Source organism: Pseudomonas sp. 300, assembly GCF_055803035.1.
In genome coordinates this window covers 991,395-1,005,684 of sequence record NZ_JAVLRV010000002.1, presented here as the reverse complement: position 1 = coordinate 1,005,684, position 14,290 = coordinate 991,395, and the positions used below count along the sequence as shown (strand labels likewise).

Below are 14,290 nucleotides of genomic sequence, written 5' to 3'. Positions count from 1 at the left end.
ACGCGGGGTGATCGCCGATGAAGCCGTTTTCCCCCAGACCGGTACGTGCAAAACGCATCGACCGCGAAGGCCTGGAGCAGGCCGCGTTGATCACCGAGTTGCGAATTCGCATGCCCGAGGTCGCAGAGCTGATCTACCACGTCCCAAACGGTGGCCATCGGCTGAAGAAAGTCGCGGCCGAGTTGAAAGGTCAGGGCGTCGTCGCCGGTGTTCCCGATCTGGTGCTGACCATGGCGCGCGGCGGGTACTTCGGTCTGTACATCGAGTTCAAGGCGACACCGCCCAATGCCGCTGCAGTCTCTGACAGTCAGCACAAGTGGATTCGTAAGTTGAATGACCAGGGCTATCTCGCAGTGGTGTGCCGTGGGCACTTCGATGCGATGGAGCAGATCCGCGCCTACCTGCGACTTGCACCGACCGTGGTGGCCGCATGAGCCAAACGCTGCTCACTTCATTCACCGATTCCGAGATTCGGCGTCAGGCCGGCAATGCCAATATCCGCGACATGCGCGATGCGCGGTACCCGGGCGTGTACTTCCGGTTTCACCAGAACCGGGACCGCGGGACGTGGCACCTGGTGGTGGGCAAGAAGTGGGAAAAGATCGCTGGTTTCCCCGAGCTGCCGGTAAAAGGCCTGATCAATGCTCTGCCGAAGATCCGCGAGCGCCTGGCTGCCGACCCGAAAGCTTCGGCCGCAGCCGGCACTTTGCAGACGGTTGGCCAGTTGCTGGACTGGTTTATGGTGCGTCAATCGACCGAGCGGAGCCTGTCGGCGAAACGCCGCGCCACCAACACCTCGATTATCACCTGTCATCTCAAGCCGCGACTCAGTGATCTGCTGGTGGACGAATGCGACCGGTCCGCACTGGACAAGCTGGTGATGTGGCCGATGCAGGCCGAGATGTCGCTGTCGTACGTTCGGTGGATGTGGGGCGTGCTCGTCGTCGCCTTCCGCCAGGCTGAGAAACTGCGCCTGATCGCCAAGAACCCTATCGCCGGGTTCAAGTTCACCGACTTCACCAAGGCTCGCATTCTGCCGAAACCATCACGTCTGCGTGCCGTGCAGCTTGAAGAGGTGATCGGTCAACTGGCCGACGACTTCGACCAGCACCCGCAGGACTGCATGCTGGCCCTGATGATGCTTTGCCATGGCACGCGGGCGGGCGAGACTCGCCAATCCCGCTGGGTGCATCTGACGCTGGGCGAGCAGGGCGAGTGGTTCATTCCCGCCGAGAACACCAAGACCCGTTGCGAGCATCGCCTGCCACTGACCCATCAGGTTTGCGCGCTGCTGGAGCGGTACCGGGACTGGCAGTCGGCCAGGGGCTACAAGGGCGCCTACCTATTCCCGGCGCGCAACCGTGGACCGATCAGCGACAGCCAGGCGTGTGCCGTGTTCACCCGGTTGGGCAAGGGCGAGTGGACCAGCCATGACCTGCGCAAGGTGGCCCGAACCGGCTGGACTGACCTCGGGGTCGACTTCCTCATTGGCGAGATGTTGGTGAACCACACGCTGACCCGCAACGTGCAGACCTACATCCATACGTCCGCTGAACTGCTCAAACGCGAGGCTCTGAACAAGTGGCACGAATGGTTAGACGGGAAAGGCTTCAACCTGATTCACCGCTCGACCATGGCTAGAAACGAAAATTCGCAGAATGGCGCCGAGGCCTTGAATGGCGCGGCCTCTAGCGCAATCACGAATCCATAAAAGGCGAGGTTTAAAAATGGATAAAAAGACCCACGGCCCCGCCTTTGTGCGTTGCCTGATCCCGCTCACCGACTGCCCGTCATGTGCCGGGAAAGGGATCGTCCAAGGTGTGTTTCACCAACTCGACTGCTTCGGTTGCCACGCTTCCGGCCTGGTGCACGCCGTCACTCAGGAGCCGTTGCCGGTGGAAGATCTGGTGGTGCAGTTGGGCATGCTGCTGCGCCGGGAGCGTCACCTCGCAACCCTGGCTCCGGCATCGAACGATACCGTCGAGCAGTACCAGCAGTGCAATAGTCGCGGCGCCGGACGCTCGTCTTTCAAGGGGGATTGAATCATGGCGAGAACAAAAAGCTTCACCGAGCGCACATCGGAAGACCTGCTGGAACATTGGGGTCGCTGGGTGGTATTGGGATCCGGCGTGTCCTGTTGCGCGTCCCGCGAGAACACCCTGCATACGCCGATGATCACTGACGACGACGCGCTGATGATCGATGGATTGATGGGTCGCTTGCTGAAGCGATACCCCGAATGCGGCGACGTGCTGATGAAGTACTACACCGCCCGGGACAAGGCGCTGGTGGACGTCGGCAAGAGATTGGGCTTTGGGGAAGAGAAGACGAGACAGCTCTGGAAGGCAGGGATTGCCTGGATCGATGGCGCGTTGGATTTTCGTCGTGACGCTGCTTAGCCCACATTTTGCATCAACGAAAAATCTGGTCTAATGGCTTTTTGATGGCTTATGGCTTCACAGGAATCGCGATGGCAATTAAGGGAGTTTCTATTGAACGTTTATAAGTATTTGGATGCTTCGCGAGTCAGTTTTTTGAGTGATGGACTGATACGATTCTCCCAGCCAGGCGCCTTGAATGATCCATATGAGTGTTTGCCGGCTCTGCCCGAAGAATTAGTCCAGCAGGGTGTTGCAGCATTTAAGGCTTCCGTTGAGCGTGAATATGCACCACTTAGTGGAGACGACAGAACTACAAGGCGTCTCAAAGCGGCCCAATTAAAAGTAGCTATGAGAAGTGCTGCAAAAAAAAACCAAAGATACTTCTGTTTTTATAAGAAAGATGTTTTTTGATAAAACAAATGAGAAGATGAATTCTGGTTTGGGGATTTTGTCTCTTTCGCGGCGCTGGAATAGTGCGTTGATGTGGTCTCACTACACTTCGTCATATGCCGGTTTTTGCGTGGGATTTAAAAAAGATCACCCGTTTTTTGAGGGGGTTCCAGATCGAAGTGGACATAAGTTTCCACTCAACCCTGTCAGATATTCAAATGAAAGAATGATAGTTCATGGCCGAAAATTCACCCCGCATGAATCCGTAGCGGTAGTTCTGACAAAATCAGAAGATTGGAAATATGAGGAGGAAGAGCGGCTCGTCAGCATGCTGGAAGTAGCTAGCGAAATTAAAGAGATGAAACCATACAACGTTCATCTTTTTAAAGTTCCTTTAGATTGTATTAGTGAACTAATAGTGGGGCAGCGAGCAGATACATCTCTTAAAGATAAAATACTTACAGCCGCGAAGCATCTTCGCGTCCCGGTTTACGAAACAAAAATATCTGATATTTCCTTCGACGTTGAGCGAAGGCTCCTCAAGACGCTTTGAGTATTAACACGGGGTTGCAGCGTTTTGGTACTTGACAGCCCCGGGGGCGGAATATAGATTTCAGTTACTTTGCGGTTTTTCCGCGAGCAAAGCCCGACCCTGAGTTGGGCTTTTAGCTTTCTACAGTTCACAGAGCCTCGGCATTCGCCGGGGCTTTTTCGTTTTCGGCTCCACCACACCCATTGCTCCGAGCTGGGAGTGCTGCTGGGACCGAACCTATCCAAGACTCCACCAGGCCTCGGCCGGGAGTGCCTATGAGAGTCACCAATATGTCCGAACCTGGTCCACTCACCGCCGCTGGTGGTATTGCACTGTACAAGTTGGGCGCCTTTGGCTTCATTGCTGTGCTCGCCGCAGTTGTCGTAATGGCGATGACACTCCCGAAGACGGTGAGTGAGTTCTGCGTCGCGATGATCAGCACCACAGTCTCCAGCATTTGTGGTGGTGCCTTTGTCGTGCGTTGGTTGGGTATTGGCGACTGGGCAAACGACGACGTGGGACTCATTGCTATCGGCGGCTTGATCTTTGTGTGTGGTTTGCCGGCATGGGTATTGGTCCGCGCTTGGTTCAAGTGGGCTGAGGCACGCAAGGACAAGGATCTGGGGCAGCTTATGCAGGACGTGGCGGATCTACGCAAAGATCTGAAGGGGTAGTAAGTCAGACGCCAGCGACTGAGTTCAAGGCGGCAACAGAGATGACTGTCGCCGCGCTCGTCGCCGGCGTTACTGCTTTATGTCAATTGGACGGATCGATCTCCCGGGCGTGAGTTACGAGCGTGGAAGCGAAGAAACCGTGTTGATTTACGGCTTGAAGAACTTCATCCGGCTTGATGCCGGTGGGAAGTTTGTCGAAGTCGCTATCGATTTGGTTGGGCCGATCCAAGCCCTTTAGAAAGCCCTGCTTTATGCCTGTGAGCTGATTGATGTCTGTTCCGCGCTCCACGATCAGAAGTTTCTCAAGCGCCTGATCGCGGTAGATATCGAGTTGCATTTCTAAGTCCTTTTTATGAGGGCGTCGGAGTGATGCCTCCCAACCAGACCTGTTATCACGATCAGTCCATTTTTCACAACCCGCGTCCTTGCGGGCTTTTTCGTCAATGAGGCGCACCAATGAGCCAGACCACGCACACAGTGTTTATCCCTGATCGCTTTTTGCCTGTGCGCATCGCAGACGACAGCCGCGATCCGCGGGGGCTCGATGATCAACGCTTTCTCGCGGTCTTTCAGCGTCAAACCGTTGAGAGCAAGTGTTTCGAAACTGTGGAGCTGGAGGCCAAGGATCGTAAGCAGGCAGTGGATGAGGCCTCTTTGCTATGGCGTCAACGGGACGGCTTTTACACCGTTGATTACACCGTGGTTGAGCTTGATTGTGGGGAGTGTCAGCCGTGCAAGCCGGCGTGGATCACCTGTGTAGCCATGGCTTGGGAGCGAGTACTCAATGAGTAGGAATCGGGCGGCACGAGCAGTGTTGCACCGTTTTGGCGCCGAGAACCGCCGGGGACCCTGGGGCTTTTTGAAGGGTACGGGGTCGGAAACCCGCGGGAAAGCGTTAGCCACAGGGCTGGAAAGTTAGTTGACAGTGGTTGACAGGTTGACAAGAAATTCTGTGTTTTCAGCGACAGAATTCGCGTGATCCAAACAGTGTTTTGTAGTGAAGTCCCCCCGGTTATATTGGGCTGTAGGCCTTTTTACGCCTGTTCAGATTCTCGAACAGTAGCCCCGGCGCAATGGTCAGAAGGCTTGTCAACTAAGCCGGGTTAGTTGACAGGCTTGATAAGCCACGACGATGGAGGCCGCATGGCTTTTGTATCTCGCAAGGAGTACTGCGAGCTGAAGGGGTGGTCCAGGCAGTACGTTGGCAAGCTGGTCAAGAATCAACGACTAGTTCTGAATGCTGCCGGGAAGATTGATGTGGATGCTAGCGAGCAGCTTCTGGCCATGACGAGCGACCCGAGCAAGGCCGCCGTCGCCGCTCGACATGAGCGCAATCGCCCGAAGCGAAGTGATCAGCCACCGCTGGAAATAGTCGTCGCAGACTTTATAGATGAATCCTCTGATCCGCCGCCCGACTTTCAAAGGTCACGCGCTCTTCGTGAGCACTACCTGTCGCTTCAGGAAAAAAACAACTTCCTTAAAGCCCAGGGCACCTTGGTAGAGCGCAAAGCGGTCGAAGATGCGGCCTATAACGCCGGTCGCTTACTGCGTGATCTTTTACTTGGAATGGCTCCACAGCTATCGCCTGAACTGGCCTCGATGTCTGATCCATGGCAAATCGAAAAGCGTCTGACGTCGGCTTTGCGAAAAACGCTGGAAGATGCTGAGCGGCTGTCTACAGCAGATCTAGAACAAGCCATTACCCCGAGCTAAACCTATGTCCTTAGAAATGTCGAACGGTGCGACGGTGTACCGCGAAGCGTATTTCCGTGGGCAGCGACCAGAGCCAGATGTCTGGATCGATCAGTGGGCCGACGAGTACATGCGCATCCCGCGCGATACGGGTGCGGCCGAGCCTGGTCAATACCACACTTCGCGTACCCCATATGCGCGTGAGCCGATGCGCTGTCTGTCACCTGCCCACCCGTGCAAGCGCGTGGTGACCATGGTGGCTTCGCAGTTGATGAAAACGCAGATCGCCTTGAACTGGATCGGCGGCCTGATCCATATGGCCCCGTCCAACATCCTCACGTTGTTGCCCAGTCTTGGGTTGGCAAAGCGGGTATCGTCGCGGATTGGTAAAACCATCAAGGCCACGCCGGTTCTGCGTGAGCGCGTGGCGTCTAACCGCTCGCGAGATGCGCGCAACACCATGGACACGAAGGAGTTCGAGGGTGGTTCGCTGTACATCACCACGGCCGGTTCGGCGGCCAATCTGGCGGAGCTTTCCGCCCGCTACATCTATGGCGACGAGGTTGATCGCTGGAGTGTGGACGTGGGCGAAGAGGGCGACCCGGTCGAACTGGCCGAGACTCGCGGCAGTACTTTCGGCCGTAACGCCAAATTTTATTTTTCCAGTTCGCCGACGATCAGGGGGGCATCACGAATCGCTGATCTGTTTGAGGTCAGCGATCAGCGTTACTACTACGTGCCGTGCCCAACCTGTGAACACATGCAGGTTCTGGAATGGGAGCGTTTGCATTACTCGGCGGATTATCAGGTTGTGCATTACCAATGTGCCGGCCCCGACTGCGACGTACTGATCGAAGAGCGCTATAAGGGCGAGATGCTGGCGAAAGGGGAGTGGCGAGCGCACACCCAAGGCGATGGCGAAACCATTGGTTTTAACTTGAACGCGTTGTACTCGCCGCCCGGCTGGACCGGTTGGGCCTCGTTGGCCAAGCAATTCGAGAAGGCTAAAAAGGCTCAGGCCAAAGGCGATCTGGAGCCGATGCAGGTGTTTTATAACACCCGTCTGGCCAAGGTCTGGGATAGCGCTCAGGAGCAAACCTCAGCCGGTGTGCTGATGGATCGGGCGCGACTGGAAAGCTACGGGCTTGGCTCAATGCCCGACGGCGTATTGATGCTGACCGCTTCTGTTGACACCCAGGCCAACCGCCTGGAACTGATGGTGATGGGTTGGGGCGCCGGCATGGAACGCTGGGTGGTCGACTTTCAAGTGATCTCCGGCGACCCCGCAGATGAGCGCACCTGGGCGGCGCTGGATGAGTTACTCAAGGCCCGTTACCGACACCCTTGTGGTGCTGAACTGATGATCATGGCTACTGCGGTCGACTCCGGTGGTAACCATACGGATGAGGTCTATCAGTTCTGTCGTATGCGCCGCTGGCGCAGCGTGTTCGCCATCAAGGGGGCGAGCAAGCGGGGCCGGCCGGTGATCGCGCAGCGACCTTCGATGGTCGACGTGACATGGAAGGGCCTGACTGAACGGCATGGCGCCGAGCTTTGGATTGTTGGTACCGACACGGCGAAGGACTGGATCTACAACCGCTATGCATTCGACACCGGCCCGGGAGCGCTGCACTTTGCCAACGACCTGCCGGATGACTTTTTCGCCCAGTGCGTTGCTGAGCGCAAAGTCACCCGTTACGTCAGGGGGCATAAACGCATCGAATGGACCAAGGGCAAGTCCGAGCGCAACGAAGCGCTCGATCTGTTGGTGTACAACCTGGCCATGGCGCATTACCTCGGCATCAATCGCTACCAAGATCACGATTGGGCGCGGATTCGGCAGGCGATCATCCAGTCGGCTTCGGGCGATAGTGGCCAACCCGTTCAAAGCGAACGGCTCAGTCGGCCAGTCGTAACACCGGCAGCACCACAGGCGCCGCGACCAGCCGTGAAATCACGTCCGACAACGGCCCCCCCACAACGCCGCAGTTCCACCAGCGGCTATCTGAAGAGACGCTGATATGTCATTTACGAAAAAGCACCTCGACGCGGTTGAGGCGGCCATTGCTCGCGGTGAAAAAACTGTGCGCTACACCGACCGTACCGTGGAATACCGCACGGTCGATGAGCTGCTCAAGGCGCGCGAAGAAATCCGTACGTCACTGATCAGTGCGGCCGGGCCACGCTCGCGGGTGGTTCGGTTGTACCACGGAGGCAAAGGACTCTAATGGCCCGTCACTTTCCGACGCTTACCCGTAACGGATTTGTATTGCCGTCGAACATCAAGGCCAGTTACGAAGGCGCCGGAGAGGGCCGACGTTCCACTGGCTGGGATGCTCCCGACAACGGGATCAACAGCATCAACACCCCGGCGCTGCGCAATTTGCGATCACGTTCCCGGGCAGCGGTTCGTAATGACCCGTATGCCTACAACGTGATCGACAAACGCGTCAGCAACTTGATCGGCACCGGGATTACGCCGAGGCCGAAAACCGACGACGAAGCCCTGCGCAAACTGCTGCAGGAACTCTGGGACGATTGGGTCGATGAATCGGATGCCGACGAGCGCACCGACTTCAACGGCCAGCAGGCGCTGGTCGCTCGCACGGTGGAAACCTCGGGCGAGTGTTTTGTGCGGCTGCGTCCGCGCGGTTTGGACGAAGGCCTCGCGGTGCCGTTGCAGTTGCAGATCCTGGCGCCGGAGTTCGTGCCGCACGACAAGTTCGAAACCACTCGCGACGGCAACATCATCCGCGCCGGCATTGAGTTCACACCGGGCGGCAAGCGGGTGGCGTACTGGATGTACCTGTCGCATCCGCGTGATGCGTCGTCGCTGAACGCCGGTTACAACCAACTGGTGCGGGTACCGGCCGCGCAGGTGCTGCACATCTTCGAACCAGTCGAGCCGGGCCAGTTGCGCGGGGTACCGCGCTTGTCGCCGGTGCTCAAGCGCCTGCGCAGTCTCGACAACTACGACGATGCGGTGTTGTTTCGCCAAGAGGTAGCCAACCTGTTTGCCGGCTTCATCAGCCGCCCGGCACCCGACTCCGGACCGGTGCCGAGAGATCCCGTCACCGGCCAACCATTGAGTCTCGATCGTGATGGCTTCACGCCGATGGTCGCGCTCGAGCCCGGCACCATGCAGGAGCTGGGGCCAGGTGAAGAGGTCGAATTTTCCAAGCCACCGGACGCAGGCAACAACTATCCGGACTTCATGCGGCAGCAACTGATGGCAGCGGCAGCGGGCACCGGGACGCCTTACGAGATCCTTACCGGCGACATGCGCGAGGTCAATGACCGAGCGCTGCGCGTGGTGCTGAACGAATTCCGGCGCCGCTTGGAACAACTGCAATTCGGCGTTTACGTGCATCAGCTTTGCCGCCCGGTACGGGCCGCGTGGATGGACATGGCGGTGTTATCAGGTGTCCTGGTGCTGGACGACTACACCCAGCGGCGCCGTGAATACCTGCGTACCCGGTGGGTGCCACAAGGCTGGGCTTACATCCAGCCCGTGCAGGACGTTCAGGCGCGGCGGATGGAAGTTCAGGCGGGCTTCGCTTCACGCAGCGAGATGGTGCTGCGCACCGGTTACGACGCGGAAACGGTCGACGCGGAAAACGCCGCTGACCTGGCCCGGGCCACCACTCTTGGCCTCAATTACAACACTCTCGACGCCGTCGTCACCAACGACGACAAGGAACAACCATGAGCAAAAAAGCACGACCGCGCGTTTATAACCGGGCCGGTAAGCAGGTGCCGGTGCAGGACAAAACCTGGTACGCGGTGCACGCCAGCGGCGAAGCCGCCGAGCGGGTGATCGAAGTCTTTGTCTACGGCGAGATCGGCGGCTGGGGCATCACCGCCAATCAGTTCGTGCAGGACCTGCGTGCGATGGATGACGGCGTCTCGCCAGTGATCGCCGCGTTCAACAGCATCGGCGGTGATCTGTTCGACGGTCTGGCCATGCACAACGCGCTGTCGCGCTTGGGCGAGCGTTGCACCGGTCGGGTGGATGCGTTGGCTGCCAGCGCCGCGAGTGTCGCCGTATGCGGTGCACACCGTGTGGTGATCGCGTCCAACGCCATGTTGATGATCCACAACCCGTGGACCTACGCCGCTGGGGACGCCGAGGATTTTCGCAAGGTAGCCGATGTGCTCGACCAGACCATGGAGGCGATCATCGCGGCCTACAAGGCCAAGGCGCCGGACATCGATGAGGTCGAGTTGCGGCGCTTGGTCGCAGCTGAAACCTGGCTGACCGCCAATGAGGCGGTGGCACTGGGCCTCGCCGATGAGGTCGGCGACGGCGTGACGGTCAAGGCCTGCCTAGGCCAGGGCGCTGTGTTGCAGCGATACCAGCACGCGCCGGCCGAGTTGCTGGCTCAGTTCGACGAGCCGCCCGAGACGGATCCTGACGTGGAGCTCGACAAGCTGCCACCGACTCCCGCCGTGGTCGACTCAGCCAAGCTGGCCTTGATGATCACCCAGCGTTGCGCCGAAGCCGGTATCAGCAACCTGGTCGAGCCGCTGCTCAGCTCGACCAAGCTGGAAAGCGAAGCCATCGTTCAGGCTGGCCTGACCCGCGCCAAGGCGGTGAATGACCTCTGTGTCGCAGCTCGGCTGCCCGAGTTCAGCGTCGAGTACGTGGCCGCTGGTTTGGACGTAGCTGCGGTGCGGGCGCGTCTGTTCGACAAGATCGTCAGCAGCGGCAAGGGTTTTGAAATTGACAACAGCCTGCCGCTGGACGAAGACCTGGCGCCTAAGGTGCAAGCCAAACAACCCGATCCCAACTCGATCTGGGCCGCTCGACAAGCAGCCCAATCCGGAACTGCGCGCGGCGCGAAAGGAGCATGACCATGACCATCCAAAAAGAACCAATTCACGCCGGTGAGTTCCTGCTCTCGGAAGGCGCGGGAAACATTTCACGCGAATCCATCAACGTCGCTGCCGGCCCTGCGCTGTACCCGGGCCAGATCCTCGGGCTGGTTACAGCTACGGGTCACTTTGCGCCGTACGCTCCGGCGGCTGAGGACGGCAGCGAGACGGCCGTCGCCATTCTCTTCGGCCCGCTGGGCGAGTCCGATGTGGTCCGCCGTGGTCGTGCTGTGGTTCGGCTGGCGGAGGTCAGCGAAGCGCATCTGACCGGGCTCGACCTCGATGCCGAAAAAGCGCTGGCCTCTCACTTTCTGATCGTCCGTTAAGCCGGTCAGCCCTGTTTATGCACCCCGCCTTGAGCGGGGTTTTTCATTTCTGGAGAATACCCATGGCCGATATCGCCATTTTTGACGACGAAGCGTTCACCGTTACCGCGCTCACCGCAGCCCTCAACGATCAACCCTACCTGCCGGGTCGCATCAGTGCCCTGGGTCTGTTTCGCGAGGAAGGGGTTACCACCCTGACCGTACAGATCGAGAAGGACGGCGACACCCTCGCGCTGGTTCCGGCGGGTGAGCGAGGCGGTTCTGGTCTGGTCGTCGCAGCCAGCAAACGCAATCTGATTCCGTTCAACACCGTGCACCTGCCGGAGCGTTTCACCATCAAGGCCGACGAGATCCAAGGCATTCGCGCCTTCGGTACCCGTACGGAATTGCAGGCGGTGCAGGACGTGGTCAATGCGCGACTCGCAAAGGCACGCCGCCAGCTGGATGCCACACACGAGTTCCAGCGCATGGGTGCTCTGAATGGCCTGATCCTCGACGCCGATGGCCAGACTCCGCTGTTGAACCTTTACGATCGCTTCGGTGTTGAACGTCAGAAACTGCCCATGGGCCTGGCCGATCCAAGCACCGAGCTGCGCGTCAAATGCGGCGAAGCGCTGGATATGCAGGAAGACGCGCTCGGCAGTGTGACCAGTACCGGCTCTCGCGCCTTCTGCGGCAAGAACTTCTGGAACAAGTTGATCGTTCACAAGTCGGTCAAGGAAACTTACCTCAACAGCCAGCAAGCAGCGGCGTTGCGCGGTGACGCCCGGGAGAGCTTCGAGTTCGGCGGCATTGTCTGGGAGCGCTACCGTGGCAAAGTGGCCGGCGTGTCGTTCGTCCACGACGACAAGGCGTTGCTGATCCCTGAGGGCGTGCCGGATCTGTACATCTCGGTGTTTGCCCCTGCTGACTATATGGAAACGGTCAATACCCAGGGCATTCCGTACTACAGCATGATCGAGCCTCTGCCCTTCAATAAGGGTGTGGCCGGTGAAGCCCAGTCCAACCCGCTGCACCTGTGCACTCGTCCGCGTGCGCAGATCTTGCTGGAGCTCTGACCATGGGCTTTCGCGATCTGATTGCCGAGGTCGACGCGGTGGTGTTCGAAACGCTGGGCGACACCGCGCGGATCGAGGGTCGCGAGGAACCGGTGTTCGGTATGTTTGCCGCGCCCTGGCTGCAACCGAAGTTCGGCAAGCTCAACACCGGGCTCCGTGAGCCTCGGTTCGAGATCCGCGTCAGCGATTCGCAGGGTCTGGAGCAAGGTCTGCTGGTCACCGTCGACCTCCCGGAGCTGGACGGCGGAGGCGAGTATGACCTCCTGCAGCTGGAGCCCAGCGGTGACGGCCTGGTCGCCTTGATCCTGAGGATGCGCGCATGAGTGTCGGCAGCTACTTCAAATCTTCGGCCGGTGGCGGAATGCTCTCCATCCAGTCCTCGGCCGCCGACCTGCAAGCGTTCGAGGACTTTGCCAAGCTGGTGCCGAAAGCGGCCGCTGCAGCGCAACGTCGAGCGATCAACAAAACGTTAGGGTGGTTGCGTACGCACATTGCCCGCGCTGTAAGTCGGCAGGAGCGCATCGCGGTCGCGGCGGTGCGTCAGCGTCTGCGCAGTTACCCCGCCTCCGGCGGGGCAACCAGCGGCAAGTTGTGGTTCGGTCTCAATGCCATTGAGTCGAGCCGGATCGGCCGAGCAAGACAATCCGGCAGCGGCGTGTCGGTGGCCGGGCGGCGTTATCAGGGCGCGTTCCTCAAACAGGTCTACGGCAACAAACCGGACATCTGGATTCGCACGGCCAGCAAGCACTTCAACGCGGACGACTATCCTGACAGCACGGTGTCGGGTGCTGGCGGGGCCAGTTCGGGGTGGGTCGCGGAAAACGGCAATCGCTTTCCGCTGGCCAAGGCCAAGGTGTCGCTGGAGCAGGCACGGCCGCACTTCGATGCGTGGATCAAACGTGCCCATGCGCGGTTGCTGGAAATCCTGCAGCAAGAATTTAACTTTGAGCTGCAGAAGTACCTGAGGGGGACGGCCAATGTCTGATGAGCCTTTTAGCCTTGATCAGCTCTACCGGGCGATTGAGCAGCATCTAGCGAGCAACTTGCCGGGTATAAAAGCGGTCACCGCCTGGCCGAACATCAAGGACCGCATTGCGTTGCCCGTGGTGTTTATGGAAATGGCCGAGATCGAGCCGGGCAAGGACATTGGCACCGGCGAGACCACGCTGGTATGCCGGTTCGAGGCGCGGATCATTGTTGATCCGATCAAGCCGCAACATTGCCAACAAGCCGCGCACCTGGCGGCGCAACTGGCGGTGTTGCTGCGCATGCAAACTTGGGGCGTTGCGGTCGAGCCTGCCGAGTTCGTCCAGGCCATGCAGGATTGGACCAAGCCGGAGCTGGATGGCTACACCGTTTGGCTGGTGGAATGGACCCATCAGTTGTACCTCGGGGTTGAGGAATGGCCGTGGTCGGACGAACCATCAGATTCACCGCCGGAAGGCGGCTACCCCGTGGAGGTGGAGTTCGCCCCGGAGGATGAGCCGTGAGTTACGCCAGTGCCGAGCATGACCGCATGATTGCGGCCATGGTGATGCCGTGCGTGGTGGTCGGTGTGGATCTGGCGGCGGCAATGGTCCGGGTGTCGAACGGCGAGTGGACGAGCGCCTGGGTGCGCTGGCACAGCCTCGCGGCCGGTAAGGCGCGGAATTGGCGAGCGCCAAGCCTCGGCGAGCAGGGTGCGTTGCTCAGTCCCAGTGGTCAGGCCGGCATGGGCACCTTCATTCCTGGTTTGTATGGGGATGCCGGTGCCCAGCCGGACAACCGCGATCATGTGGAAGTCTGGCGTTTTGATGATGGCGGCTCGCTGGTCTACGACTGGCAGGCCAAGAGCTACACCATCACCTTGCCGACCGGCACGGTCACCCTTAAGGTCGGTAGCACGGCGGTGGTCGTGATGGATGACGCCGTGACGGCCAAGGTCGGCGGCACGGAGGCGGCGTTAACACCTGATTCGATCGCACTGAAATCGACGGCCATCAAGCTGACCGGGGCGGTGGTGATCGACGGGACGTTACACGCCACGAAGGACATCACCAGTGCTGGCTCTATCATGGATACCACGGGTAACAGCAACCGTCACACGCACTAATCAATAACCCTCTGAGGCCCGCCGCGCGCGGGTTTTTTTATGCCTGGAGAAAACATGGCCAAGACCACCGAAAAGCCCGCCACGGAACACTCGCCGGCGGCGGATCTGCTGCTGACCTTTCGTGACAAGGTTTACACCTCGCGCACTCTGATCATTCCGGACACGGCCCGCACGCTGGCAGTGGTCCGCGGTGTGGTCGAGGTGTCCGTGTCCGATGAACCGGCCGTGAGCTACCTCAAGGCCAACGAAGAATTTGCACAAGCGGAGTGA

General features: G+C 59.3%; 21 protein-coding genes. 20 read left to right on the top strand and 1 reads right to left on the bottom strand.

Annotation, left to right across the window (positions count from 1 at the left end; genetic code table 11):
- The first annotated feature begins 17 nt into the window (after positions 1 to 17).
- From Q7W83_RS10985 to Q7W83_RS10955, 7 genes are all read left to right on the top strand, one after another.
- Positions 18 to 434, top strand: coding sequence for a VRR-NUC domain-containing protein (locus Q7W83_RS10985; RefSeq protein ID WP_473656025.1), 417 nt, complete (start codon positions 18 to 20; stop codon positions 432 to 434).
- Complete coding sequence (locus Q7W83_RS10980; RefSeq protein WP_473656024.1) at positions 431 to 1,711, top strand: tyrosine-type recombinase/integrase; 1,281 nt, start codon at positions 431 to 433, stop codon at positions 1,709 to 1,711. Before Q7W83_RS10985 ends, Q7W83_RS10980 begins: the two co-directional genes overlap by 4 nt.
- A gap of 16 nt (positions 1,712 to 1,727) precedes the next feature.
- Positions 1,728 to 2,042 (top strand): hypothetical protein, encoded by a 315-nt coding sequence (locus Q7W83_RS10975; protein ID WP_473656023.1) that lies wholly within the window; start codon positions 1,728 to 1,730, stop codon positions 2,040 to 2,042.
- A 3-nt stretch (positions 2,043 to 2,045) separates the two neighbouring features.
- Entirely contained in the window at positions 2,046 to 2,399 is a 354-nt protein-coding gene (locus Q7W83_RS10970) for an antiterminator Q family protein (protein WP_034155903.1), read from the top strand.
- Positions 2,400 to 2,492: 93 nt separating this feature from the next.
- Positions 2,493 to 2,792, top strand: coding sequence for a hypothetical protein (locus Q7W83_RS10965; RefSeq protein ID WP_473656022.1), 300 nt, complete (start codon positions 2,493 to 2,495; stop codon positions 2,790 to 2,792).
- Complete coding sequence (locus Q7W83_RS10960; RefSeq protein WP_473656021.1) at positions 2,737 to 3,324, top strand: DUF2971 domain-containing protein; 588 nt, start codon at positions 2,737 to 2,739, stop codon at positions 3,322 to 3,324. Before Q7W83_RS10965 ends, Q7W83_RS10960 begins: the two co-directional genes overlap by 56 nt.
- A 254-nt stretch (positions 3,325 to 3,578) precedes the next feature.
- On the top strand, positions 3,579 to 3,977 hold the full coding sequence (locus Q7W83_RS10955) for a hypothetical protein (RefSeq protein WP_473656020.1): 399 nt from the start codon (positions 3,579 to 3,581) through the stop codon (positions 3,975 to 3,977).
- An 82-nt stretch (positions 3,978 to 4,059) separates the two neighbouring features.
- On the opposite strand, the gene Q7W83_RS10950 is transcribed toward Q7W83_RS10955, so the two are convergent.
- Positions 4,060 to 4,314, bottom strand: a complete 255-nt coding sequence (locus Q7W83_RS10950) for a hypothetical protein (protein WP_034155905.1) — start codon at positions 4,312 to 4,314, stop codon at positions 4,060 to 4,062.
- A 119-nt stretch (positions 4,315 to 4,433) separates the two neighbouring features.
- Here Q7W83_RS10950 and Q7W83_RS10945 point away from each other — a divergent pair, with 119 nt between their 5' ends.
- From Q7W83_RS10945 to Q7W83_RS10885, 13 genes are all read left to right on the top strand, one after another.
- A complete protein-coding gene (locus tag Q7W83_RS10945) occupies positions 4,434 to 4,769 on the top strand; it encodes a hypothetical protein (RefSeq protein WP_034155906.1) in 336 nt (111 codons plus the stop codon).
- Positions 4,770 to 5,120: 351 nt separating this feature from the next.
- Positions 5,121 to 5,690 (top strand): terminase small subunit, encoded by a 570-nt coding sequence (locus Q7W83_RS10940; RefSeq protein ID WP_473656019.1) that lies wholly within the window; start codon positions 5,121 to 5,123, stop codon positions 5,688 to 5,690.
- 4 nt (positions 5,691 to 5,694) lie between these two features.
- Positions 5,695 to 7,689 carry a phage terminase large subunit family protein gene (locus Q7W83_RS10935; RefSeq protein ID WP_473656018.1) on the top strand — a complete coding sequence of 665 codons (1,995 nt, stop codon included), beginning with the start codon at positions 5,695 to 5,697 and terminating at the stop codon, positions 7,687 to 7,689.
- Between the two features lies 1 nt (position 7,690).
- Positions 7,691 to 7,897, top strand: coding sequence for a phage head-tail joining protein (locus Q7W83_RS10930; protein WP_226298969.1), 207 nt, complete (start codon positions 7,691 to 7,693; stop codon positions 7,895 to 7,897).
- Positions 7,897 to 9,378: a phage portal protein gene (locus Q7W83_RS10925; RefSeq protein ID WP_473656017.1), complete on the top strand. Its 1,482-nt coding sequence runs from the start codon at positions 7,897 to 7,899 to the stop codon at positions 9,376 to 9,378. Before Q7W83_RS10930 ends, Q7W83_RS10925 begins: the two co-directional genes overlap by 1 nt.
- On the top strand, positions 9,375 to 10,523 hold the full coding sequence (locus tag Q7W83_RS10920; protein WP_473656016.1) for a head maturation protease, ClpP-related: 1,149 nt from the start codon (positions 9,375 to 9,377) through the stop codon (positions 10,521 to 10,523). Before Q7W83_RS10925 ends, Q7W83_RS10920 begins: the two co-directional genes overlap by 4 nt.
- Positions 10,524 to 10,525: 2 nt before the next feature.
- On the top strand, positions 10,526 to 10,870 hold the full coding sequence (locus Q7W83_RS10915) for a head decoration protein (protein ID WP_226298972.1): 345 nt from the start codon (positions 10,526 to 10,528) through the stop codon (positions 10,868 to 10,870).
- Between the two features lie 62 nt (positions 10,871 to 10,932).
- Positions 10,933 to 11,928 carry a major capsid protein gene (locus Q7W83_RS10910; protein WP_473656015.1) on the top strand — a complete coding sequence of 332 codons (996 nt, stop codon included), beginning with the start codon at positions 10,933 to 10,935 and terminating at the stop codon, positions 11,926 to 11,928.
- Positions 11,929 to 11,930: 2 nt separating this feature from the next.
- Positions 11,931 to 12,251 (top strand): head-tail joining protein, encoded by a 321-nt coding sequence (locus Q7W83_RS10905; RefSeq protein ID WP_473656014.1) that lies wholly within the window; start codon positions 11,931 to 11,933, stop codon positions 12,249 to 12,251.
- Positions 12,248 to 12,913, top strand: coding sequence for a hypothetical protein (locus Q7W83_RS10900; protein WP_473656013.1), 666 nt, complete (start codon positions 12,248 to 12,250; stop codon positions 12,911 to 12,913). Before Q7W83_RS10905 ends, Q7W83_RS10900 begins: the two co-directional genes overlap by 4 nt.
- Positions 12,906 to 13,418 carry a hypothetical protein gene (locus Q7W83_RS10895; protein ID WP_473656012.1) on the top strand — a complete coding sequence of 171 codons (513 nt, stop codon included), beginning with the start codon at positions 12,906 to 12,908 and terminating at the stop codon, positions 13,416 to 13,418. Before Q7W83_RS10900 ends, Q7W83_RS10895 begins: the two co-directional genes overlap by 8 nt.
- Positions 13,415 to 14,020: a phage baseplate assembly protein V gene (locus Q7W83_RS10890; RefSeq protein ID WP_473656011.1), complete on the top strand. Its 606-nt coding sequence runs from the start codon at positions 13,415 to 13,417 to the stop codon at positions 14,018 to 14,020. The genes Q7W83_RS10895 and Q7W83_RS10890 overlap by 4 nt, the downstream gene beginning before the upstream one ends.
- 54 nt (positions 14,021 to 14,074) lie before the next feature.
- Complete coding sequence (locus Q7W83_RS10885) at positions 14,075 to 14,290, top strand: hypothetical protein (protein ID WP_473656010.1); 216 nt, start codon at positions 14,075 to 14,077, stop codon at positions 14,288 to 14,290.